This window comes from Burkholderia sp. Bp9140, assembly GCF_003853425.1.
In the GTDB taxonomy this organism is placed as follows: domain Bacteria; phylum Pseudomonadota; class Gammaproteobacteria; order Burkholderiales; family Burkholderiaceae; genus Burkholderia.
Genome location: NZ_QTPQ01000030.1, coordinates 26,038 through 49,058 on the forward strand (window position 1 = coordinate 26,038; position 23,021 = coordinate 49,058).

Genomic DNA, 23,021 nt, shown 5'->3' on the forward strand with positions numbered 1-23,021 from the left:
CGAACCGAACCGCGAACCGAACGATTCGGCCCCCGAACGCTTGAAAACGGCTAACCCGTTGTTCGTGTTGTGAAAATTCGCAGCGCTTCGCGTATAATTCGCTTTTGCGCCCATAGGATTTGCCATGCGTCTGATCCAAAAAGCACTCACTTTCGATGACGTGCTCCTCGTTCCCGCCTTCTCCGACGTTCTCCCGCGCGACACCAGCCTGAAGACCAAGCTGACCCGCAACATCTCCCTGAACATGCCGCTCGTGTCCGCCGCGATGGACACGGTCACCGAAGGTCGCCTCGCGATCGCGATGGCGCAGCAGGGTGGTGTGGGTATCGTCCACAAGAACCTCACGCCGGCCGAGCAGGCCCGCGAGGTCGCGAAGGTCAAGCGTTTCGAATCGGGCGTCGTGCGCGACCCGATCACGGTCCCGCCGCAGATGAAGGTGCGCGACGTGATCGCGCTGTCGCGCCAGCATGGCATCTCGGGCTTCCCGGTCGTCGAAGGCCCGCAGCTCGTCGGCATCGTCACGAACCGCGACCTGCGTTTCGAATCGCGTCTCGACGAACCGGTCAAGTCGATCATGACACCGCGCGAGCGCCTCGTCACGGTCAAGGAAGGCACGCCGCTCGCCGAAGCGAAGGCGCTGATGCACAGCCACCGCCTCGAGCGCGTGCTGGTCGTCAACGACGCGTTCGAACTGCGCGGCCTGATGACCGTCAAGGACATCACGAAGCAGACCGAGCACCCGGATGCATGCAAGGACGAACACGGCAAGCTGCGCGCAGGCGCGGCGGTCGGTGTCGGCCCCGACAACGAAGAGCGCGTCGAGCTGCTGGTGCAGGCCGGCGTCGACGTGATCGTCGTCGATACCGCGCACGGCCACAGCAAGGGCGTGCTCGAGCGCGTGCGCTGGGTCAAGCAGAACTTCCCGCACGTCGAGGTGATCGGCGGCAACATCGCGACCGCAGCCGCCGCGAAGGCGCTCGTCGAATACGGCGCGGACGCGGTCAAGGTCGGCATCGGCCCGGGCTCGATCTGCACGACGCGGATCGTCGCGGGCGTCGGCGTGCCGCAGATCAGCGCGATCGCGAACGTCGCGGAAGCGCTGAAGGGCACCGGCGTGCCGTGCATCGCCGACGGCGGCGTGCGTTTCTCGGGCGACGTGTCGAAGGCCCTCGCGGCCGGCGCGAACGCGGTGATGATGGGCAGCATGTTCGCGGGCACCGAAGAGTCGCCGGGCGACGTGTTCCTGTACCAGGGCCGCCAGTACAAGTCGTACCGCGGCATGGGTTCGGTCGGCGCGATGAAGGACGGCGCGGCGGACCGCTACTTCCAGGACAACTCCGCGAACATCGACAAACTCGTGCCGGAAGGCATCGAAGGTCGCGTCGCGTACAAGGGCTCGGTCAACGCGATCCTGTTCCAGCTGGTCGGCGGCGTGCGTGCGAGCATGGGCTACTGCGGCTGCCGCACGATCGACGAGCTGCACGACAAGGCCGAATTCGTCCAGATCACCGCGGCGGGCATGCGCGAGTCGCACGTGCACGACGTGCAGATCACGAAGGAAGCACCGAACTACCACGTGGACTGATCGCCGATGAAACCGCTGCTGCGAGCCGTGCTGATCGTCGACGCCGTGCTGTTGCTGGCGTTCGGCGTGCTGTTCGTGCTGACACCCTGGCAGGCGCTGTTCAATGCGCTGCAACTGGCGAACATCCAGCCGGCGATGCTCGGCCAGGCGTTCGGCATCGCGCTGCTCGGGCTCGCGTGGCTCGCGTTCCATGCGGCGGTCAACGGCGATCTCACGGCGCCCGTTGCACGTGCGGTCGGCCATGTGAACTGGCTGATCGGCGTGTTGGCGGTCGTGTGGTCGTTGGGCACCGGCAACGGTCCCGCGCTCGCGGCCGCCGGCCGGGTGCTGTCGGCGATGGCCGGGGTCGCGCTGATCGTGCTCGGTCTCGGTGGCGTGCGGCTTGCATCGGCCGTGCGGCGGCGCGAGAAGGCACAGGCGCTCGAGGCCCGGGACGTGCAGCGTCCGGCCGAACCGGCGCCGGCCTCCGCCACGCCGCAGCGGGTCGAGCCGGTCGTCGGCCGTCCGGCGGCGCCTTCGGCGCCGGCCGCGGCAGCCGCGCCGGCTGCATCTGATCGCGTGTCAGGCAGCGTCGCATTCGACGCGCGCCCGCCGTCGCAGGATTGACCGGCGTGCGTCGCGCGAGCCGCCTGCCGCCCGACGCCGTTGTCCATGCTATTGACGCAGCGCTTCATGCGCTGCTTTTCTTATTCTCTTCATCCCGTCCGCAGCCATGCACGACAAAATCCTGATTCTCGACTTCGGTTCGCAAGTCACCCAACTGATCGCGCGGCGCGTGCGCGAAGCGCACGTCTACTGCGAAATCCACCCGAACGACGTGTCCGACGACTTCGTCCGCGAGTTCGCGCCGAAGGCGGTGATCCTGTCGGGCAGCCACGCGAGCACGTACGAAGACCACCAGCTGCGCGCGCCGCAGGCCGTGTGGGATCTCGGCGTGCCGGTGCTCGGCATCTGCTACGGCATGCAGACGATGGCCGTGCAGCTCGGCGGCAAGGTCGAGTGGAGCGACCATCGCGAATTCGGCTACGCGGAAATGCGCGCGCACGGCCACACGCGCCTGCTCGACGGCATCGAGGATTTCAAGACGACCGAAGGCCACGGCATGCTGAAGGTCTGGATGAGCCACGGCGACAAGGTGGCCGAGCTGCCGCCAGGCTTCGCGCTGATGGCGTCGACGCCGAGCTGCCCGATCGCCGGCATGGCCGACGAGGCGCGCGGCTACTACGCGGTGCAGTTCCACCCGGAAGTCACGCACACGGTGAAGGGTCGCCAGATCATCGAACGCTTCGTGCTGCAGATCGCCGGCGCGAAGCCCGACTGGATCATGAGCAACCACATCGAGGAAGCCGTCGCGAAGATTCGCGAGCAGGTCGGTGACGAGGAAGTGATTCTCGGCCTGTCGGGCGGCGTCGATTCGAGCGTCGCGGCCGCGCTGATCCATCGCGCGATCGGCGACCAGCTGACCTGCGTGTTCGTCGACCACGGCCTGCTGCGCCTGAACGAAGGCAAGATGGTGCTCGACATGTTCGAGGGCCGCCTGCATGCGAAGGTCGTGCACGTGGACGCGTCCGAGCAGTTCCTCGGCCACCTGACCGGCGTGACCGATCCGGAAGCGAAGCGCAAGATCATCGGCCGCGAATTCGTCGAGGTGTTCCAGGCCGAAGCGAAGAAGCTGTCGAAGGCGAAGTGGCTCGCACAGGGCACGATCTATCCGGACGTGGTCGAGTCGGGCGGCACGAAGACGAAGAAGGCGACGACGATCAAGAGCCACCACAACGTCGGCGGCCTGCCGGAAACGCTCGGCCTGAAGCTGCTCGAGCCGCTGCGCGACCTGTTCAAGGACGAGGTGCGCGAACTGGGCGTCGCGCTCGGCCTGCCGCCGGAGATGGTGTATCGCCATCCGTTCCCGGGCCCGGGTCTCGGCGTGCGGATCCTCGGCGAAGTGAAGCGCGAATACGCGGACCTGCTGCGTCGCGCGGACGCGATCTTCATCGAGGAACTGCGCGGCACGACCGCTACCGCGCAGGACGCGGCAGCCGGCCTGTGCGGCGAGGCCGACGTCGGCAAGACCTGGTACGACCTGACGAGCCAGGCATTCGCGGTGTTCCTGCCGGTGAAGTCGGTGGGCGTGATGGGCGATGGCCGCACGTACGACTACGTGACGTCGCTGCGTGCGGTGCAGACCACCGACTTCATGACCGCGCACTGGGCACACCTGCCGTACGCGCTGCTCGGCCGCGCGTCGAACCGAATCATCAACGAGGTGCGCGGGATCAACCGTGTGGTGTACGACATCTCGGGCAAGCCGCCTGCGACGATCGAGTGGGAGTGATCCTGACTGCTCTCCGGTCGTTCCGGGAGTTTCGTTTTCCCCTGTTTTTCCGTTAAAAAACAGGGGTATTGTTCGCCGGAATCCTCTGCGATCCGCGCAATACCATGTGGAAATGTCGGTACCGTCGACGGTATCGATGTTTCCTCCTCGGACGGCATTGTCCGACACCGTCACGTCGGTTTGACGGTATCGGCCGGCACTGACCCGCTGATTACAATTTCGTCATCAAGCCGAGCCGCCCGCCCGCGAAGTCTTTCCCACGGCCGTTTTCCCGGTAACATCGCCGCATCTCCCAAACGAATGCGATGGAGCCAATCATGCGCATCCTGATAGTCGAAGACGAGCCGAAGACGGGCGCGTATCTGAAGAAGGGGCTCGAGGAATCCGGCTTCAGCGTCGATCTCGCGAAGGACGGCGCGGAAGGGCTGATGCTCGCGAAGGAAGAGCACTACGACGTGATCGTGCTCGACGTGATGCTGCCCGTGCTCGACGGCTGGGGCGTGCTCAAGCGCCTGCGCGACACGCATGCCACGCCCGTGCTGTTCCTGACCGCGCGCGACGATGTGCAGGACCGCGTGCACGGTCTTGAACTCGGCGCCGACGATTACCTCGTGAAGCCGTTCGCGTTCGTCGAACTCCTCGCTCGCATCCGCACGCTTGCCCGCCGCGGGCCCCCGCGCGAGACCGAGCGAATCGTGGTCGGTGATCTGGAAATCGACGTCGTGCGCCGCCGCGTGAAACGCGGTACGGTGCGGATCGACCTGACGCCGCGCGAATTCTCGTTGCTGCAACTGCTCGCACGCCGGCAAAGCGAGGTGCTGAGCCGCACGCAGATCGCCTCGTACGTGTGGGACATGAATTTCGACAGTGACACCAACGTCGTCGAAGTCGCGATCCGGCGGTTGCGCGCGAAGATCGACGACGCGTTTCCGATCAAGCTGATCCATACGGTGCGCGGCGTGGGCTACGTGCTCGAACCGAAGGGCGGTGCATGACGCCCGGTCGGTCGCTTGGCGCGACGCTCGCGCTTTCGTTTGGCGCGACCATGCTTGCGGTCTTCGCGCTCGTCGGTACGTACGTGTACACCGGCCTCGAGCGGCAGGTGAGCACGCAGGACGACCTGGACATCGTGCTTGCCGCACGACACACGCGCCGGCTTGCGGGCGAACTCGATTCGGTCGACGCCGTGCGCGCGCACGCGGACCGGCTGACGAGCCAGGTGCTCGGTAACACGGCCCTGTCGATGGCCGTGGTCGACGCTCGGGGCAATGTGCTCGCAAGGCACGACGTCGGGCGCAACGAGCGCGACGATCAGCCGGCGGTGGCATCGGGCACGGCGTCGCCGGCGCCATCCGTGTTGCCCGATGCCGACCTGTTTCCGCCTCATGCGATGCCCGTGCCGGCGGCCGAACGCATTACAGCTGATCGGATCTCGACATGGAGCGTCGACGGCGGCACGCCCGTACGTGGCGTCGTCACCGACGCCATGCTGCGCGACGGTACGCGGATCCGGATTGCGATCGCGCGCAATATGGGCGATCGCGCCGAGCTGCTCGACGGCTACCGCGACAAGCTGAAGATTGCCGGCGGGCTGGGTGCGCTCATCGCGATGCTGCTCAGCTACGGGCTGATCCGCACGGCACTGGTACCGCTGCGCGAGATCGTCGCGAACACCGGCCGGATCACCGTCGACAAGCTCGACGCGCGGCTCGACGCCGCACGCGCGCCGCGCGAGCTGCGCGCGCTCGTCGATGCGCAGAACGCGATGCTCGGCCGCCTGGAGCAAGCGTTCGGGCATCTGTCGCAATTCAGCGCCGATCTCGCGCACGACCTGCGCACGCCGCTGAACAACATGCGTGGCGCGACCGAGGTGGCACTTGCCCGACCGCGTTCGCCCGACGAATACCAGGCGCTGCTCGAGTCGAATCTCGAGGAATACGACCGTCTCGCGCGGATGATCGAGAACGTGCTGTTTCTCGCGCGTGCCGAACACCCGTCCTTCGTGACGCGGCAGCGCGCGTTCGACGTGCATGACGAGCTGGCGCGCATCGCCGAATACTTCGAAGGGCTCGCCGATGAAGCAGGCTCGACGCTGCGTGTCGAAGGGCATGGCCAGCTGACCGCCGATGTCGAGTTGTTCCGCCGCGCGGTCGGCAACCTGCTCGCGAATGCGTTGCGCTATACACCCGCGGGCGGCGTCATCGCACTGAGCGTCGCCGAATCGGCGGACACGGTACGCGTCGTCGTCGAGAATCCCGGTGAGCCGATCGATCCCGCGCTGCTGCCGCGCATTTTCGACCGGTTCGTGCGCGGCGATCCCGCGCGCAGCGGCGGCGTGCCGGGCGGCACGGCCGGGCTTGGCCTCGCGATCGTCCGCTCGGTGATGGAGCTGCACAGCGGCACCGCGCGCGTCGAAAGCGACGCGGCGAGCACGCGGTTCATTCTGACGTTCGTCAAGCCCCCTGCGTCCTGATCGCCGTGCCTGGCGCGGCGGCGCTCGCGGCGCTTTCCGCGCCCGCGTGCCAGCCGCCGCCCAGCGCCTTCAGCAGCCCGACCGAAGCCGCCATCCGGCGTGCGGCGATCTGGTCGGTCTGGCGCTGATTCGTCAGTGCGATCGTCTGCGCGGTCACCACGTCCAGATAGCTGACGGCGCCCGCGTTGAAGCGATTCGTCGTCAGCCGCAGTGACAGGTCGGCCGCGGCGGTCGCACGCTGCTGACTGGCGGCTTCGGACGCAAGCGCATCGAGCGTGGACAGTTGATCCTCGACTTGCTGGAAAGCGGCCAGCACGGTCTGACGATAGTCGGCGACGTCGCCATCGTACTGCGCGTGTGCGCCGCGCAGCGTCGCGCTGCGGCGCCCGCCATCGAACAGCGTGCCGACGAGTTGCGGACCGAGCGACCAGAACAGGCTCGGCGCGGTCAGCCACGGCGCGAAGAACCCGCTTTCCAGCCCCGCGCTCGCCGATAGCATGAGGTCGGGGAAAAACGCCGCGTGCGCTTCGCCGATCTGCGCGTTCGCGGCCGCGACACGGCGCTCGGCCGCCGCGATGTCGGGCCGTCGCTCGAGCAGTTGCGACGGCACGCCGGTTGGAATGGCAGGCACGTCGAACGCTTGATCGCGCGGAGGCAGTGTGAACGTCGATGCGCTTTCGCCGACGAGCGTCGCGATTGCATGCTGGAGCTGCGCACGCGACGCGTCGATGTCGGTGTCCTGCGTGCGGGTCGATTCCAGTTGGGTTTCGGCTTGCGCGACGGCGGATGCGTCGATCGCGCCAGCGGCGAGCTGCTGTTGCAGCAGTTTCAGCGCATCCGCGTACGCGTGCACCGTATCGTCGAGCAGCCGCTTTTGCGTATCGAGCGAGCGCAGCGCGAAATAGTCGGTCGCGAGTTCGGCCGTGACCGACAGCTTGACGGCCTGCAAGTCGGCCGCGCTCGCGTCGGCGTTCGCCTGCGCACCCGCCACCGCGTCGCGCACACGGCCGAACACGTCGGGTTCCCAACTCGCAGCCAGACCGACCTGATGGTCGGGTGTCGTCTTGCCCGCGAGCGACGCGCCGAGCTTGTTCCGCGACAGGCGCGAACGGCTTTGCGCCACCCCGGCCGTGACGGTCGGCAGGAGCCCCGCATGCTGGTAGCTGACCTGCGCGCGCGCCTGCTGCAGATCGGCGACGGCTTTCTTCACGGTCTGGTTCGACACGTCGACGCGCGCTTCGAGCGCGTTCAGATCCGCGTCGTCGAACACGGTCCACCACGCGCCGCGCGACGCGGCATCGGCCGGCACTGCGACATGCCAGCCCGGTTGCGCGGCCGGTGCGCCGGCATAGTGCGCGGGCACGGCGACAGCCGGCGGCGAATAGGGCGGCAGCGTCGAGCAAGCGGCCAACGCGGCGGCAACGCCGAGCGCGACGACGCGGCGGGCGAACGGGAGCAGGCGAAGGAGACGCATGGCGGGGATCTCGCGGGTAGGCATGGACGGGTCAGGTGCGGGCGTTCGCCGACGACGTAACGGGCGTCGAAGCGGGCATGGGCGGTGCCGTGCGTGACGCTGTCGGGATATCGGCTGCCGAATCCGGTTGCGCTGCCGGCATCGCACCGTGCTCGACCGACATGATCTTCACGGCTTCGCCGCTTGAGATCGAATCGCCCGGGTTGTCGATCACGCGATCGGTCGGGGCGAGTCCCGCGACGATCTCGACATGCGTGCCGAAATCACGCCCGATCCGCACGGTTTTCAGCGCCGTGCGGCCGTTCGCGCCGATCGTTGCGACGGTTACGCCGTTCGACCGGAACAGCAACGCACTGACCGGCAGCTCGAACGCCGGCGCCGTGCTCGCCACGAGCAGATGTGCCTGGGTGTACGCGCCGGGCAGCAACGCGCCATCGCGATTGTCGACGTCGATCTCGACACGCAGCGTGCGCGTCACCGGATCGATCGCGCCCGCACTGCGCGCGACGTGCGCGGCGAAGCGCCGCCCGGGATACTGCTGCGTGGTCAGGTAGACGGACGTGCCGGTCGATACGCCGGCCGCGCTGTCCTGAGGCACGTCGACGAACACGCGCAGCGTGTCGGTTTGCTCCAGATGGAACAGTTCGCCCGACAGCCCGGGGCTGCCGGGCGTGCCGCCGGCCGTCACGAGCGTGCCGACGTCGACGTTGCGCGCGGTAATGACGCCGTCGAACGGCGCGGTCACCGATTCGTACGACACGAGTTCGTTCAGATGCGCGGCATTGGCCTGCGCGGATGAGAGCATCGCGCGCTTCGCGTTCATGTCGGCGACCTTCGTGTCGGTGTCCTGCTGCGACACCGATTGCGTCTTCAGCATGTCCTGCCAGCGCTGCGCGGTCGATTTCGCATAGTCGTAGTTCGCCTGCGCGGTCGCCGCGTCCGCGCGCGCCTGGCGCAGCTGCGCGTCGAGGTCGGGTGCCGTGATCTGCGCGAGCGTTTGCCCGGCCTTCACATGCGTGCCGATGTCCGCGCCCCAGTGCTCGATGTAGCCGCTCGTGCGCGCGTAGATCGACGCTTCGGCATACGGCATCACCGCGCCTGGCAGCGTGAGCGTCTGGTCGGCCGGCGCGGTGCCGGGCTGGATCACGGTCACCGGCAGCGCCTGCTGCGCGGCCACCTGCTGGCGCTGCGCGGCGCGCGCGTCGACGCGCGGCACGATGCCGATCGCGAGCAGCGCGGCGGCGACCCCAAGCGCGGCGAGCGGGACCGCCAGCTTGCGGCCGTGCCGGGGCGGCGGCGTTTCCGGCGCCGCGCCATGCCCGGCAGGTGGCATCGTTTCCGGTTCGGCAGCCAGCGGCGGGGCGAGAGGTTCGGTCGTGTCGTTCATGATGGTTTCGAAGTCGGGCGAGTCGAGGGAAATCGGCATGCGTTCGCGATCAGGGCACCACCGGCATGTCCTGTGCGCGGCGGGCGGCGGCGGCCGCGCGGCGTCGGTCGAGCCACGCGTGAATGAATCCGAACAGGATGGGCACGAACAGCAGCGTCGACAGCGTGCCGAACGCCAGCCCGCCGATCACGGCACGGCCAAGCGGGGCGTTTTGCTCGCCGCCATCGCCGAGGCCGAGCGCCATCGGCAGCATGCCGATCAGCATCGCGAGCGCGGTCATCACGACGGGACGGAAGCGGCTGAATCCCGCGTCGAGCGCGGCCTGCCACGGCGGCGAACCGCCCGCGATCAGCTCGCGCGCCGCGTTGACGACGAGGATGCTGTTCGCGGTCGCGATGCCGATGCACAGGATCGTGCCGGTCAGCGCAGGTACCGACAGCGTGGTGCGCGTGACGAACAGCATCCATGCGATGCCGGCGAGCGACGCGGGCAGGCCGCCGACGATCGCGAGCGGGTCGAGCCATGACTGGAAATTGACGACCATCAGCAGATAGACGAGGGCGATCGCGAGGGCAAGTCCGCCGAGCAGGCCGGCAAACGATTCGTGCATCGCCTGAACCTGGCCGCGCAGCACGATCGACGAACCGGGCGGGAGTTGCGCACGCGCATCGTCGACGAGCTTGGTCACGTCGGCCGTGACGCCGCCGAGGTCGCGGCCCTGTACCGACGCGAAAATGTCGAGCACGGGCTGCACGTTGTAATGCGACACCACGGCCTGCTGCGTCGCGCGTGAGAATGCGCCCAATGCGCCCAGCAGGTTCTGTGCGGGCGTGCCTGCGGCCGGGCCGCCGACGGGCGTCCGCGGCGAGCGTGTGCCGTCCGTCGGCAGCGGTATGTTCGCAAGGGCCTGCAGCGAGTCGACCGAATACTGCGGTGCCTGCACGATCAACGGGTAGCTGACGCCGTTGCGCGGATCGAGCCAGAAGTTCGGCGTCGTCTGCGAACTGCCCGACAGCGCGATCAACAGGTTCTGTGCGATGTCGCGTTGTTCAAGGCCGGCCTGGATCGCTTTCGTGCGATCCACGTCGACGTTGATCGCAGGTTCGTCGCCGGGCTGCTGGATGCGCGTATCGACGAGGCCGCGTACGCCGCGCAGTTTTGCGAGCAGCGCGTTCGCCACCGCACGGTTCTGGTCCAGCTTGTTGCCGACGATCTGGATGTCGATCGGCGCGGGCAGCCCGAAATTGAGAATCTGGCTGACAATGTCGGCCGGCAGGAACGCGAACGTGACACCCGGGAACGACTGCGCGAGCACGTTGCGCAGCTTCGCGACATAGGCTGCCGTCGGCGCGTGGTTCGGCTTCAGCGAGATCATCACGTCCGCGTCCTCGGTGCCGATCGGGTCGGACGAGTCGTACGTGAGGTTGATCCCGCTCACCGGCACGCCGATGTTGTCGAGCATGCCCGCCAGTTCGTTCGCCGGAATCACGGTCCGGATGCGCGCTTCCACTTCGTCGGTGAGGCGTGCGGTTTCCTCGATCCGCGTGCCGGTCGGCGCGCGCAGATGCAGGCGGATCTCGCCCGTGTCGACCGACGGAAAGAAATCCTGGCCGGCGAACGCGAACAGGCCGGTCGATGCGGCGCACGCGAGCAGGAACGCGGCCGCAAAACGGCGACGGTGCGCGATCGCTGCCGACAGCAGCGCGCGATAGCGCAGCCGGACCGCCTCGAAGCGACCTTCGAACGCGGCCTGGAATCGTGCGATGCGCGCGAACGCGCCACGCGGCGGCCGGCCGTGACCCTTCGCGCGCATCAGTACCATTGCGAGCGTCGGTACCAGCGTGCGCGAGAAGAAATACGACGCGACCATCGCGAAGATCACGGCCTCGGCCATCGGCACGAACAGGTAGCGCGCGACGCCCGTCAGCATGAACATCGGCACGAACACGATGCAGATCGACAGCGTCGACACGAAGGTCGGCACGGCTATTTCACCCGCGCCGGTCAGGATGGCGTCTTCCAGGGGCGCACCTCGTTCCAGATGATGCGTGATGTTCTCGATCGCGACGGTCGCGTCGTCGACGAGTATCCCGACCGCGAGCGCGAGCCCGCCGAGCGTCATGATGTTGATGGTCTGGCCGAGCGCGCCCAGCGCGAGCAGCGACGTGAGCACGGCCAGCGGAATCGATACCGCGATGATCAGCGTCGCGCGCCAGCTGCCGAGGAACAACAGGATCATCAGCGCGGTCAGGCAGGCCGCGATCAGCGCCTCGCGCACGACACCCTGGATCGCCGCTTTCACGAACACCGACTGATCGCCGAGCGCGGAAATGTGCAGCGCTTTCGGCAAGCCGGCTGCAATCTTCGGCAGCATCGCCTTGACCTGGTCGATGATCGTCAGTGTCGACGCGCTGCCGGTCTTCTCGACGGTCAGCAGTGCCGCGCGCTTGCCGTTGATGCGCACGATGTTGGTCTGCGGTGCGTAGCCGTCGCGAACGTGCGCGACGTCGCGCACATAGACCACGTTGCCGTCGATCGTCTTGACGGGCAGATTGTTGAGCGCGGCGACCGTCTGCGTGCTGCCGTTCATCTGCACGTTGTACTCGCGCGTGCCGATCTTCGCGGTGCCGCCCGGCAGGATCAGGTTTTGCGCGTTGATCGCGTTCACCACGTCGATGGGCGCAAGGCCCTTCGCCTGCAGCGCGCGCGTGTCGAGGTCGACGACGATCTGGCGGATCTTGCCGCCGAACGGCAGCGGCACCGCCGCACCCTGCACGGTCGCGAGCTGCGTGCGGATGAAGCTGTTGCCGAGGTCGTACAGTTGCTGTTCGGCAAGCGTGTCGCTGGACAGTCCGAGTTGCAGGATCGGCACCGTCGATGCGTTGTACGTGATGATGTTCGGCGGCAGCGTGCCGGGCGGCAGGATCCGCAGGATCGACGCGGAATTGCTCGCGACTTCCGCGATCGCGCGATTGATGTCCGCGCCGGGGTGGAAGAAGATCTTCACGACCGAAACGCCGTTCAGCGATTGCGATTCGATGTGCTCGATGTCGTCGACATCCGACGTCAGCGCACGCTCGTAGTTCGACGTGATCCGCTTGGCCATGTCCTCGGCGGAGAAGCCGTTGTATGACCAGACGATGCTGACGACCGGAATGTCGATGTTCGGGAAGATATCGGTCGGCGTGCGCAGGATCGCGAGCGGCCCCGCGATGAAGATCAGCAGCGCGAGCACGACGAATGTATAAGGCCTGCGCAACGCCAGCCGGACGATCCACATGATGTTGTTCCTCGAAGCAGGGCATGGGTACCGCATTCGATGCGGCAGAGCATGCAGTCTGCTGGCGCGGCGCTGACCCGACTCTGACTCGAAGATTACGAAACTGTTATCGGTGCGCGGGACGAGGATTTCAAAATTGTCATCTACCGGTCAGCGTCGGGTACGGGCCGATCGCCAGAATGGAGGTGTCAGGCGGCGAATCGCGATTGCGGTCACGCCGGCGGCGCATCGACGATGCGTCTTTATCGAACCGTTCTCAGGAGTTTCATCATGAATCGCAAACTGATCGCAGCCGCACTGCTCGCCGTCGTCGTCGGAACGCCGGTTGCCGCTTTCGCACAAACGTCGTCGTCCGGCGTAACCCGCGCCGACGTGATCGCCGATCTCGTTCAGGCACAACGCGATGGCACCGTGCCCACGTCAAACTCTGACTATCCGCCGAGCGCGGCGACGGTCGCACGCAATCGCGAGCTCTACGCGATCGCGCACGGAGAACAGCGCACCGCCACGGCCGCTGCTACAACGTCCGTATCGACCGCGAGTGCGCAATGAAGCGGAGGCGCGCGATGAAGCTCCATTCCCGGCTGGGCGTCGCGGCGTTGCTCGCGGCGACGGCCGCGCTGGCCTTTGCGCGCGGGCAGCCGAACTTGCCGAGCGACGACGGCGGTCGTGCCAGTGTGCTCCGCGAGCTTCATCCGACGTGGGTGTCGGATGACTCGCGGTCGCGGACCGCATCGGCCTCGTCGAAGGACGTCGGCAAGACGGACAGGCGCGCCGCGACATGGCGAATCTGAGACTGGTCGTCACGGGTTGAATTGCCGATGTGTGGCCCGGATTGGATGCTTGGTTGACTTGCCACTCCGAATTGCGGATTGGGCGCGCTTGAGATCCTTTCAAAGTACGTATATCGGGGTCCGCGCGACCATAAGAAGGCTGTTGCTGCATGCGGACTGCGCTCGAGTGCGGCAACGGCGCCCCGTTATCGAACCATTTTTCAATGCGTTTATTAAATATTCTTTATCAATCCATACGCCAGATCGAACCATCTGAACCGTCGATGCTCAATTTCCCGGCAGAAGGCGCCACATCGCGTGGCGCTTTTTCCGCATGGATGCCGCTTACGCTGCTTTCCTCGCAGCAGATGTTGAATTCCTTCAAAATCCCTAATCGGGTCCGTAGGTTGTCGCTTCATCAATCTGATTCCCATTACATCTGATGGGAATCAGATTGTCCGTGTCGCACCCTCACGACAGACGGCAAATATCACTTTGAACGGCGCTTGCCGAGGCCCGGAAATTTCACGGCCATCAGCGTCGCGAACCTTGCTCTCCAAACCGTCTTGCGCATAGCGGCGCAGCCGTAGGTCAGTCACCAGTTTCCACGGTTTGGGTCTTTTGACAAATCAGTTCCGCCTTCCACTGCGCAACCGAAGCCCGATACTCGAGCTGGCCGCTACAAGTTGCAGCGTTACGTGTCAGTTCCCTGGCGACCGTTGTGCGCATGGCGGACCAGGCCGGACGCTTCCGGGCCGAGGTGTCCGTCGCGGGGCGGCCGCTGGACAGCCACTGGACAGCGACCGCGTGCCCATCACGCCGAATCGGCCTGACGCATGTCGGGCGCATCGTCGCCGGCAGCCGGACCTTCGCGCGCGCTTGTGCCGCGCGTGTCGATTTCCCGCTACGTCGTTCGTCGTATTGATATCGACCGGGCTGACCGGGCGCCCGCGCCCGCGCGCGGCCGGAGCCCGGTTTTCCCCATCGATGCCGGTACGACGCAGAGAAAGGAGATGCCAGATGCCTGATTCCCGCTATCGCTGGGTGATTGTCGCTGCCGGCGGCCTGATGGGCTGCATCGCGATCGGCGCGATGTTTTCGCTGCCCGTGTTCCTGCGGGCCATCGCACGCGACACCGGCTGGTCGATGACCGGCATTTCCGCCGCGATGACGCTCGGCTTCATTGCAATGGCGTTCGCGAGCATCGGCTGGGGCAGCCTGTCGGACCGCATCGGCACGCGCGCGGTGGTCGTGACGGGCGCCGTGCTGCTGTCGGCGAGCCTGGCGCTCGCGAGCCGTGCGCCGTCGCTGCTCGCGTTCCAGCTGATGTTCGGGCTGGCCGTCGGCGGCGCGACGGCCGCGGTGTTCGCGCCGATGATGGCATGCGTGACCGGCTGGTTCGACACGCACCGCAGCCTCGCGGTATCGCTGGTGTCGGCCGGCATGGGCATGGCGCCGATGACGATGTCGCCGCTCGCGGCCTGGCTCGTGTCGGGCCACGGCTGGCGCACGTCGATGCTGTTGATCGCCGCGCTGGCCGCCGTCGTGATGATTCCGGCGTCGCTGCTCGTGCGCCGTGCGCCGGCGCTCGACGGGCCGCACGTCGAGCCGGCGCCTGCAGGTGGGCCCGCGACCGCGCCGCTGTCGGTCGGCGGCGCGCTGCGTTCGCCGCAGTTCATCGTGCTGCTGCTGACCAACTTCTTCTGCTGCGCGACGCACTCCGGCCCGATCTTCCATACGGTCAGCTACGCGGTGACCTGCGGGATCCCGCTGATCGCGGCGGTGTCGATCTACAGCGTCGAGGGGCTCGCCGGCATGGGCGGGCGCATCGCGTTCGGACTGCTGGGCGATCGCCTCGGCGCGAAACGCATGCTGGTGGCGGGGCTGCTCGCGCAGGCGCTCGGCGCGCTCGGTTACTACTTCGTGCGCACGCTCGACGGGTTCTACGCGGTCGCGACGCTGTTCGGCTTCATCTATGCCGGCGTGATGCCGCTCTACGCGGTGCTTGCGCGCGAGAACTTCCCGCTGCGGATGATGGGCACCGTGATCGGCGGCTGCGCGATGGCCGGCAGCCTCGGGATGGCGGCGGGGCCGGTCGCCGGCGGCCTGATCGTCGATGCGCTGGGCAGCTACGGCTGGCTGTACCTCGGATCGTTCGCGATCGGCATCGGCGCGTTCCTCGTCGCGATGATGTTCCGGCCGTTTCCCAAGAAGGAGCGGTCGCAGCCGGTCGCCGCATGACCCGGCGGCGACGAAACGGCGATTTCGGCGAAACGACGTGCGCCGATCTGCCCGGACGAAAATAAAAAACGGGGTCGGACATCGCCCGTTCAAACCGCGCCAGATCCTCGCTGAGCCTGCTGCGGCGCAGCACAGCGGCAAGTCGCGGCGTTCGGCACGCATGCGCATCGATTCGGCCCCTAAAAAAACCGATGTCGAGCAACCCTTCGAAGGGCCTGTCATCCGCGCGTCACCCTGCTAGAATTCGGCTGCCGCATTGTTCCGATTGACTGATGAGACTGCTTGACGCACTGGTCGAACAACGAATTGCCGCCGCCGCCGCGCGGGGCGAGTTCGACGATTTGCCGGGTACCGGCGCGCCGCAAGCGCTGGATGACGACCTGCTCGTACCCGAGGAGGTGCGGGTGGCCAACCGTATCCTGAAGAATGCGGGCTTCGTGCCGCCGGCCGTCGAGCAACTGCGCGCGCTGCGCAACCTGCAGGACGAACTGCAGGCGGTCAGCGACCGCGCCGCACGCTGTCGGCTGCAGGCGAAGATCCTTGCCCTCGACATGGCGCTCGAATCGCTGCGCGGCGGCCCGATGGTGATGCCGCGCGACTATTGCCGGCGCATCGCGGAACGTCTGTGCGAGCGCGGGCTCGACGACGTGCCCGCCGAAGCGGGGCCGATGTGAGCACCGACGCGCTGCACGATGCGGCAGCCGAATCCGCTGCCGCTTCCGATGCTCCCGTTCCCGAAGCCGCGCCCGTGTCGGCGCGCGACCTGCACTTCATGCGTCTCGCGCAGGCCGCCGCCGAAGAGGCGCGCGCGGCCGGCGAAGTGCCGGTCGGCGCGGTGCTCGTGCGCGGCGACGAGGTGATCGCACGCGGCTTCAACCATCCGATCGGCGGGCACGACCCGTCGGCCCATGCGGAAATGGCGGCGCTGCGCATGGCCGCGCAGCATCTGCAGAATTACCGGATGCCCGGCTGCGAGCTGTACGTGACGCTGGAGCCGTGCCTGATGTGCGCGGGCGCGATCATGCACGCGCGCATCGCGCGGGTCGTCTACGGCGCCGCCGACCCGAAGACGGGCGCGTGCGGCAGCGTGATCGACGCGTTCGCGAATCCGCAGCTCAACCACCACACCGACGTGACCGGCGGCGTGCTCGCCGACGAGTGCGGCGCCGCGCTGAAGTCGTTCTTCGCGGCGCGCCGCCGCGCGTTGCGTGAAGCACGGCGCGCCCGCGACGCCGAATCCGGCGCGTCATAAGCGTTGCCGCCGCGCCCGTCGCCCGGAGCGGGGCGGCCCGCACGGTTCCGTGAACCGGAGACGGTTCGGACCCTCTAAGCAGGTTTGACGACCCCGATACCTTTCGCCATGTCCTTCCAGTCCGCCGCGTCGTACACCATCCGCCTGCTGGCACCGTCCGGTTATCCGCATGATCCCGATGCGATCAATCGTGCGCTTGAACGCCTGAGCGGCGCGCAGCATCGGATCGAGAACATCGAGGCGACGCAGCGCCGCTTTCAGCGTTTCGGCGGGACCGACGGCGAGCGGGCCGGCGACCTGAACCGCCTGGCGGATCCGGAGCGCGCGCTGCCGGACATCGCGCTCGCGGTGCGCGGCGGCTACGGCGCCGCGCGCATCCTGCACGGACTCGACTATCGCGGGCTCGAGCGCCGCCTGCGCGACCAGCCGATCGTGCTCGTGGGTCACAGCGACTTCACCGCGGTCCAGCTCGCGCTATACGCGAAGGCGCGCATCAAGACCTTCGGCGGCCCGATGCTGTCGGCCGACTTCGGCGCGGAAACGCCGAGCGACTTCACGATGCGGCACTTCTGGCAGACGCTGTCGCAGCCGACCACGACGATCATCGCCGAAGCGCCGCAGGTGCAGACCGTGAACGTGACGGGCACGCTGTGGGGCGGCAACCTCGCGATCCTCACGTCGCTCGTCGGCACGCCGTACATGCCCGATATCGAAGGCGGCATCCTGTTCGTCGAGGATGTGAACGAACAGCCGTTCCGGATCGAACGGATGATCTACCAGCTGCACCTGTCGGGGCTGCTCGCGCGCCAGCAGGCGCTCGTGCTCGGGCAGTTTACCGGCGCGCGGCCGTTCGAGTACGACAACGGCTACGACATGCAGGCGATGATCGACCAGGTGCGCTCGGTGGTCGGCATCCCGGTCGTCACGGGGCTGCAGTTCGGTCACGTGCCGGACCTGCTGACGCTGCCGTTCGGCGCGCAGGCGCAACTCGTCGCGAATGCGCACGGCTTCCGGCTGACGCTGTCGGACTATCCGCATCTCGGCTGAGCCGGGCAGGTACCATCGAAAGGCGGGGTTTCCCGCCTTTTTCTTCAAGTAAATGTGCAACTAACGGTCAGAAATTTTCGTCGGCATCAATCGGATGGCGTCGTCGCATGCCCCATTTTTGTCAACAAAATGACCGGGAGGGTATACACCGTGAGCCGCCTTGGATAAGCATGGGAGCCTTGATGTGCCTGGATTTCGTGCGCCGCGCACGGATCTGGTACGACGGGGTGCACACCAATTGTGCGCATTTCCGGAAAAGAATTGTTGACAATCTTTATGTCCATCCTAGGATGAGGACCATCACACGATGCAGATCATGAACGAGCCCGATTCCCATCCGTCCGGCACCGCCGGTCCCGAAGCGATCGCCGAGCGGATTCGCACCGCGATCCTCGAGCATCGGCTCGCGCCCGGCGCGAAGCTGACGGAGGCGCAGCTCTGCGACGTGTTCGGCGTGAAGCGCGGGACGATCCGGCAGGCGCTCGCGCAGCTCGCGGCCGACAAGCTGGTCGATCTCGAGCCGAACCGAGGTGCATTTGTCGCGAGTCCGACGCTGCAGGACGTGCACGAGGTGTTCGAGATGCGCAGGATCATCGAGCTGGCCGTCGTCGAGCGGCTCGCGACGGGACCGGGCGCGAAGCGGCTGAAGGGCGTCGCCGCGCTGATCGACAAGGAACGCAAGGCGTTCGAGCGGCACGACTTCGCAGCGTGGATCCGCCTGTCGGGCGAATTCCATACGGCGCTCGCGGCGCTGATGGGCAACGCGACGCTCTGCGAGTGCCTCGACGGGCTGGTCGCACGCTCGACGCTGATGTCGGCACTGTACGAATCGCACGGGCGCAGCCCGTGCTCGTTCGACGATCACGACGAGATCCTGACCGCGCTGGAGGCGGGGGATCCGAAGCGGGCGGCGGCGCTGATGGCGCACCACCTGCAGCATGTCGAATTGAAGATGCTGGACCGGCCCGCGCAAGGGCAGGTCGATTTGCGCGAAGTGTTCGGCGGCGCCTGAGCGGCGACGCGAACCGGCCCGCGCGCCATACGACGAGAGCAATGCAGGCCGGCGGTTCGCGCCGCCGGCCGCCAGTCCGACTCCGGGCAACGATCCGGAGCGATATCGATGGCGGTGGAGCGGCCGTTCGGCCGCGTCAAGGAGAAGTCATGGCTCAGTTCAGTGTGGCGCACGACAGCGCGTATCCGGCGGAAGAAGGCGGCGAGGGCGGCGGCCCCGCGATGCCTGACGGTTACAGTCAACGTTTGTATAACGAAGATTTGGCACCCCTGAAGAATCAGACATGGGGGGCGTACAACATCTTCGCGTTCTGGATGTCGGACGTGCACAGCGTCGGCGGCTACGTGTTCGCGGGCAGCCTGTTCGCGCTCGGGCTGACGAGCTGGCAGGTGCTGATCGCGCTGATCGTCGGCATCACGATCGTGAACCGGCTGTGCAACCTGATCGCGCGGCCGAGCCAGCAGATCGGCGTGCCGTATCCGGTCGCGTGCCGCGCGACGTTCGGCGTGCTCGGCGCGAACGTGCCGGCCGTGATCCGCGGGCTGATCGCGATCGCATGGTATGGCATCCAGACCTATCTCGCGTCCAGCGCGCTCGTGATCGTCGTGCTGAAATTCTTTCCGCAATGGCTGCCGTATGCGGACGTCCATCGCTACGGTTTCCTCGGGCTGTCGGCGGTCGGCTGGGCCGGCTTCATGCTGCTGTGGGTGCTGCAGGCGTTCGTGTTCTGGAACGGGATGGAGACGATCAAGAAGTTCATCGACTTCGCGGGCCCGGCCGTCTACGTCGTGATGTTCATCCTGGCCGGCTACATGGTGTGGCGCGCGGGCTGGCGCAATATCGGCCTCAACCTCGGCGGCGTCAAGTATCACGGCGCGGAAGTGATTCCGGTGATGATCACGGCCGTGTCGCTCGTCGTGTCGTACTTCTCCGGGCCGATGCTGAATTTCGGCGACTTCTCGCGCTACTGCCGCTCGTTCGGCGAGGTGAAGCGCGGCAACTTCTGGGGGCTGCCGGTCAACTTCCTCGCGTTCTCGCTCGTCACGGTGATCACGACGGCCGCGACGCTGCCGGTGTTCGGCGAACTCATCACCGACCCCGTCGAAACGGTTGGCCGCATCGACCATCCGACCGCGGTGATTCTCGGCGCGCTGACGTTCACGATCGCCACGATCGGCATCAATATCGTCGCGAACTTCGTGTCGCCCGCGTTCGACTTCTCGAACGTCGCGCCGCGGCTGATCAGCTGGCGCGCGGGCGGGATGCTCGCGGCCGTCGCGTCGATCTTCATCACGCCGTGGAACCTGTTCAACAACCCGGCCGTGATCCACTACACGCTCGACGTGCTCGGCGCATTCATCGGCCCGCTGTACGGCGTGCTGATCGCCGACTTCTACCTCGTCAAGCGCGGCCGGCTCGTGCGCGACGACCTGTATACGATGTCGGAGCGCGGCACCTACTGGTACACGGGCGGCGTGAACCGTCGGGCGCTCGCCGCGCTGCTGCCGGCCGCGGTGATCGCCGTCATCTGCGTGATGGTGCCGGGCTGGCAGGCCGCCGCGAACTTCTCGTGGTTCATCGGCGCGGGGCTCGGTTTCGTGTTCTACCGGCTGCTCGTGAGCACGAAGGCCTGAGGCGCGCGCGATGAAGATCAAGCTGATCAATCCGAACACGACGCAGCGGATGACCGATGCAATGGGCCGATGCGCGCGCGAAGTCGCGGCGGCAGGCACGGAGATCGTCGCGGTGAGCCCGCCGATGGGGCCGCCGTCGATCGAAGGCTATTACGACGAGGCGCTGGCGACGCCCGGCCTCTTGGCCGAGATCGCGCAGGGCGAGCGCGACGGTTGCGATGCGTACGTGATCGCGTGTTTCGGCGATCCGGGCCTCTATGCGGCGCGCGAGGTCGCGCGCGGGCCGGTGATCGGGATCGCCGAGGCGGCGATGCACGCGGCGAGCGTGCTCGCGCCGGGCTTCTCGGTCGTCACGACGCTCGCGCGCACCTGCGGGATGGCATGGCATCTCGCCGAGCGCTACGGGATGAAGCGGTTCTGCCGCAACGTGCGCGCGACCGACGTCGCGGTGCTCGAGCTCGACCGGCCAGGCTCGGCCGCGCGGCGGATCATCGTCGACGAATGCAGGCGCGCGCTCGACGAGGACGGCGCCGACGCGATCGTGCTCGGCTGTGCGGGGATGGCCGAATTCGCGCACGAGATCGAGCAGCAGATCGGCGCGCCGGTGGTGGAGGGCGTGACGGCGGCCGTCAAGTGGGCCGAGGCGCTCGTGGCGCTGCGCCTCGCGACCGCGAAGCGCGGCGACTATGCGCGGCCGCTGCCGAAGCGCTACGACGGCGAATTCGAGCGTTTCAGCCCGCCGGACGCCGCCTCGGCGGCCGTGCCGGGTGCCGCCACGGCGCGCAGCGGGATCGCCGCACCGGAACCGATCCCGAGTTTGCCGCAACCGCACATACACGCCGTCTGACATGCACTATCTGCGCGGCTGTATGGGCGCGTATGCACCTTTTCGCTACACTGGGCCGTCATCGCATCGGCCCGCGCGGCCGGCCTCCGGCACCCGCGCGGGCCGATGCGAACCCATTATCCCAGCAAGCTATCGCCGCACTTCGAACCCATGTCACTCGATCCCAACTATCCTCGCGACCTGATCGGCTATGGCCGCCATCCCGTGCAGGCGAACTGGCCCGGGCGTGCCCGCGTCGCCGTGCAATTCGTCCTGAACTACGAGGAGGGCGGCGAGAACTGCGTGCTGCACGGCGACCCGGGCTCCGAGCAGTTCCTGTCCGAAATCGTCGGCGCGGCCGCGTATCCGGACCGCCACATGAGCATGGAGTCGATCTACGAATACGGTTCGCGTGCCGGCGTGTGGCGCATCCTGCGCGAATTCGAGAAGCGCGGGCTGCCGCTGACGGTATTCGGCGTCGGCATGGCGATCGAGCGCCATCCGGAACTCGCGCGTGCGTTCGTCGAGCTCGGTCATGAGATCGCGTGCCATGGCTGGCGCTGGATCCACTACCAGAGCATGACGCCCGAGCTCGAGGCCGAGCACATGCGTCTCGGGATGGAGGCGATCGAGCGCGTGACGGGCGAGCGTCCGCTCGGCTGGTACACCGGCCGCGACAGCCCGAACACGCACCGTCTCGTCGCGGAATACGGCGGCTTCCTGTACGACTCGGACAACTATGGCGACGACCTGCCGTTCTGGATGGACGTCGAGGTGTCGGGCGGCGGCACGTCGCCGCAACTGATCGTCCCGTACACGCTCGATACGAACGACATGCGCTTCGCGACGCCGCAGGGCTTCAACACCGGCGATCACTTCTTCGATTACCTGCGCGACGCGTTCGACGTGCTGTACGCGGAGGGCGACGAGGCGCCGAAGATGCTGTCGATCGGCATGCACTGCCGTCTGCTCGGCCGTCCGGGACGTTTCCGCGGGCTGCAGCGGTTCCTCGACCACATCGAGAAGCACGATCGCGTATGGGTGACGCGCCGTGTCGATATCGCGCGTCATTGGCGTGAGCATCATCCGTATCAGCCCAATCATCGAAACGAAGGGAAAGCATGAAGGCGATGCGTTACACGTTGGATCAACTGAACACGATGGCGCCGAGCGCATTCGTCGCGGCGCTGTCGGGGATCTTCGAACATTCGCCGTGGGTGGCCGAGGTTGCCGCGGGCGAGCGGCCGTTCGCGAGCATCGACGCGCTGCACAAGACGATGTCGAATGCGGTCGAGACGGGCGGCGAAGTGCGCCAGCTCGCGCTGATCAACGCGCACCCGGAGCTGGCCGGCAAGGCCGCCGTGCGCGGCGAGCTGACGGCCGAGTCGACGCGCGAGCAGAGCGGCGCGGGTCTCGGCCAGTGCACGCAGGAAGAATTCGACAAGCTGCTGACGCTGAACCGCACGTATCGCGAGAAGTTCGGCTTCCCGTTCATCCTTGCGGTGCGCGGCTATGACCGGCACGGCATCATCGCGAACTTCGAGTCGCGCGTGAATCATTCGCGCACCGAGGAACTGCGCACGAGCCTCGACCAGATCTACCGGATCGCGCGCTTCCGCCTCGACGACCTGATCGACGCCTGACCCCGCAACACGGCCTGCTGCATCGCAGCGGCCCGATCGCTTTACTGAAACAAGGAAACATC

The 23,021-nt window shown here is 67.0% G+C and carries 20 protein-coding genes and 1 pseudogene; 17 read left to right on the forward strand and 4 right to left on the reverse strand.

Going from position 1 to position 23,021, the window contains the following annotated elements; all coding sequences use genetic code 11:
- The first annotated feature begins 124 nt into the window (after window positions 1-124).
- From guaB to DIE21_RS24005, 5 genes are all read left to right on the forward strand, one after another.
- Window positions 125-1,585, forward strand: a complete 1,461-nt coding sequence (guaB, locus tag DIE21_RS23985; RefSeq protein ID WP_124500051.1) for an IMP dehydrogenase — start codon at window positions 125-127, stop codon at window positions 1,583-1,585.
- A gap of 6 nt (window positions 1,586-1,591) precedes the next feature.
- Window positions 1,592-2,191: a hypothetical protein gene (locus DIE21_RS23990; protein ID WP_124500052.1), complete on the forward strand. Its 600-nt coding sequence runs from the start codon at window positions 1,592-1,594 to the stop codon at window positions 2,189-2,191.
- Window positions 2,192-2,297: 106 nt separating this feature from the next.
- Window positions 2,298-3,917 carry a glutamine-hydrolyzing GMP synthase gene (gene guaA / locus DIE21_RS23995; protein WP_124500053.1) on the forward strand — a complete coding sequence of 540 codons (1,620 nt, stop codon included), beginning with the start codon at window positions 2,298-2,300 and terminating at the stop codon, window positions 3,915-3,917.
- A gap of 317 nt (window positions 3,918-4,234) precedes the next feature.
- The gene (locus DIE21_RS24000; RefSeq protein WP_124500054.1) at window positions 4,235-4,912 is read left to right on the forward strand and encodes a heavy metal response regulator transcription factor; all 678 of its coding nucleotides are present in this window, start codon (window positions 4,235-4,237) and stop codon (window positions 4,910-4,912) included.
- A complete protein-coding gene (locus tag DIE21_RS24005; protein ID WP_124500055.1) occupies window positions 4,909-6,390 on the forward strand; it encodes a heavy metal sensor histidine kinase in 1,482 nt (493 codons plus the stop codon). The genes DIE21_RS24000 and DIE21_RS24005 overlap by 4 nt, the downstream gene beginning before the upstream one ends.
- Here DIE21_RS24005 and DIE21_RS24010 read toward each other — a convergent pair.
- From DIE21_RS24010 to DIE21_RS24020, 3 genes are read right to left on the reverse strand one after another with little or no spacing between them, the layout of a single operon-like run.
- Window positions 6,371-7,864, reverse strand: coding sequence for an efflux transporter outer membrane subunit (locus tag DIE21_RS24010; RefSeq protein ID WP_124500056.1), 1,494 nt, complete (start codon window positions 7,862-7,864; stop codon window positions 6,371-6,373). The two genes, DIE21_RS24005 and DIE21_RS24010, sit on opposite strands and share 20 nt — an antisense overlap.
- Before the next feature lie 31 nt (window positions 7,865-7,895).
- Complete coding sequence (locus DIE21_RS24015) at window positions 7,896-9,251, reverse strand: efflux RND transporter periplasmic adaptor subunit (RefSeq protein ID WP_124500109.1); 1,356 nt, start codon at window positions 9,249-9,251, stop codon at window positions 7,896-7,898.
- Window positions 9,252-9,300: 49 nt separating this feature from the next.
- Window positions 9,301-12,531 (reverse strand): efflux RND transporter permease subunit, encoded by a 3,231-nt coding sequence (locus tag DIE21_RS24020; RefSeq protein WP_124500057.1) that lies wholly within the window; start codon window positions 12,529-12,531, stop codon window positions 9,301-9,303.
- A 270-nt stretch (window positions 12,532-12,801) separates the two neighbouring features.
- Here DIE21_RS24020 and DIE21_RS24025 point away from each other — a divergent pair, with 270 nt between their 5' ends.
- The 3 genes from DIE21_RS24025 to DIE21_RS24035 all read left to right on the forward strand — a co-directional run bounded on the left by DIE21_RS24025 (window position 12,802) and on the right by DIE21_RS24035 (window position 13,747).
- Window positions 12,802-13,083: a DUF4148 domain-containing protein gene (locus DIE21_RS24025; protein WP_124500110.1), complete on the forward strand. Its 282-nt coding sequence runs from the start codon at window positions 12,802-12,804 to the stop codon at window positions 13,081-13,083.
- On the forward strand, window positions 13,080-13,325 hold the full coding sequence (locus tag DIE21_RS24030) for a hypothetical protein (protein WP_185642834.1): 246 nt from the start codon (window positions 13,080-13,082) through the stop codon (window positions 13,323-13,325). The genes DIE21_RS24025 and DIE21_RS24030 overlap by 4 nt, the downstream gene beginning before the upstream one ends.
- A gap of 149 nt (window positions 13,326-13,474) precedes the next feature.
- Entirely contained in the window at window positions 13,475-13,747 is a 273-nt protein-coding gene (locus tag DIE21_RS24035) for a hypothetical protein (RefSeq protein WP_124500058.1), read from the forward strand.
- Between the two features lie 51 nt (window positions 13,748-13,798).
- Here DIE21_RS24035 and DIE21_RS24040 read toward each other — a convergent pair.
- Window positions 13,799-14,027: pseudogene (locus DIE21_RS24040) on the reverse strand (IS30 family transposase); the annotation flags it as partial.
- 297 nt (window positions 14,028-14,324) lie between these two features.
- On the opposite strand from DIE21_RS24040, the gene DIE21_RS24045 reads away from it, so the two are divergent.
- From DIE21_RS24045 to uraD, 9 genes are all read left to right on the forward strand, one after another.
- Window positions 14,325-15,545 carry an MFS transporter gene (locus tag DIE21_RS24045; protein ID WP_124500059.1) on the forward strand — a complete coding sequence of 407 codons (1,221 nt, stop codon included), beginning with the start codon at window positions 14,325-14,327 and terminating at the stop codon, window positions 15,543-15,545.
- A 272-nt stretch (window positions 15,546-15,817) separates the two neighbouring features.
- Window positions 15,818-16,219: a DnaJ family domain-containing protein gene (locus tag DIE21_RS24050; protein WP_057925390.1), complete on the forward strand. Its 402-nt coding sequence runs from the start codon at window positions 15,818-15,820 to the stop codon at window positions 16,217-16,219.
- A complete protein-coding gene (gene tadA / locus DIE21_RS24055; RefSeq protein WP_124500060.1) occupies window positions 16,216-16,797 on the forward strand; it encodes a tRNA adenosine(34) deaminase TadA in 582 nt (193 codons plus the stop codon). Before DIE21_RS24050 ends, tadA begins: the two co-directional genes overlap by 4 nt.
- Window positions 16,798-16,905: 108 nt before the next feature.
- Complete coding sequence (ldcA, locus tag DIE21_RS24060) at window positions 16,906-17,844, forward strand: muramoyltetrapeptide carboxypeptidase (protein WP_124500061.1); 939 nt, start codon at window positions 16,906-16,908, stop codon at window positions 17,842-17,844.
- A gap of 307 nt (window positions 17,845-18,151) precedes the next feature.
- Window positions 18,152-18,856 (forward strand): GntR family transcriptional regulator, encoded by a 705-nt coding sequence (locus DIE21_RS24065; RefSeq protein WP_124500062.1) that lies wholly within the window; start codon window positions 18,152-18,154, stop codon window positions 18,854-18,856.
- A gap of 149 nt (window positions 18,857-19,005) precedes the next feature.
- Window positions 19,006-20,490 carry an NCS1 family nucleobase:cation symporter-1 gene (locus DIE21_RS24070; protein WP_124500063.1) on the forward strand — a complete coding sequence of 495 codons (1,485 nt, stop codon included), beginning with the start codon at window positions 19,006-19,008 and terminating at the stop codon, window positions 20,488-20,490.
- 10 nt (window positions 20,491-20,500) lie between these two features.
- A complete protein-coding gene (locus DIE21_RS24075; protein WP_124500064.1) occupies window positions 20,501-21,337 on the forward strand; it encodes an aspartate/glutamate racemase family protein in 837 nt (278 codons plus the stop codon).
- Window positions 21,338-21,487: 150 nt separating this feature from the next.
- Entirely contained in the window at window positions 21,488-22,441 is a 954-nt protein-coding gene (puuE, locus tag DIE21_RS24080; RefSeq protein ID WP_121859001.1) for an allantoinase PuuE, read from the forward strand.
- Window positions 22,438-22,959 carry a 2-oxo-4-hydroxy-4-carboxy-5-ureidoimidazoline decarboxylase gene (gene uraD, locus DIE21_RS24085; protein ID WP_124500065.1) on the forward strand — a complete coding sequence of 174 codons (522 nt, stop codon included), beginning with the start codon at window positions 22,438-22,440 and terminating at the stop codon, window positions 22,957-22,959. The genes puuE and uraD overlap by 4 nt, the downstream gene beginning before the upstream one ends.
- Window positions 22,960-23,021 lie beyond the last annotated feature (62 nt).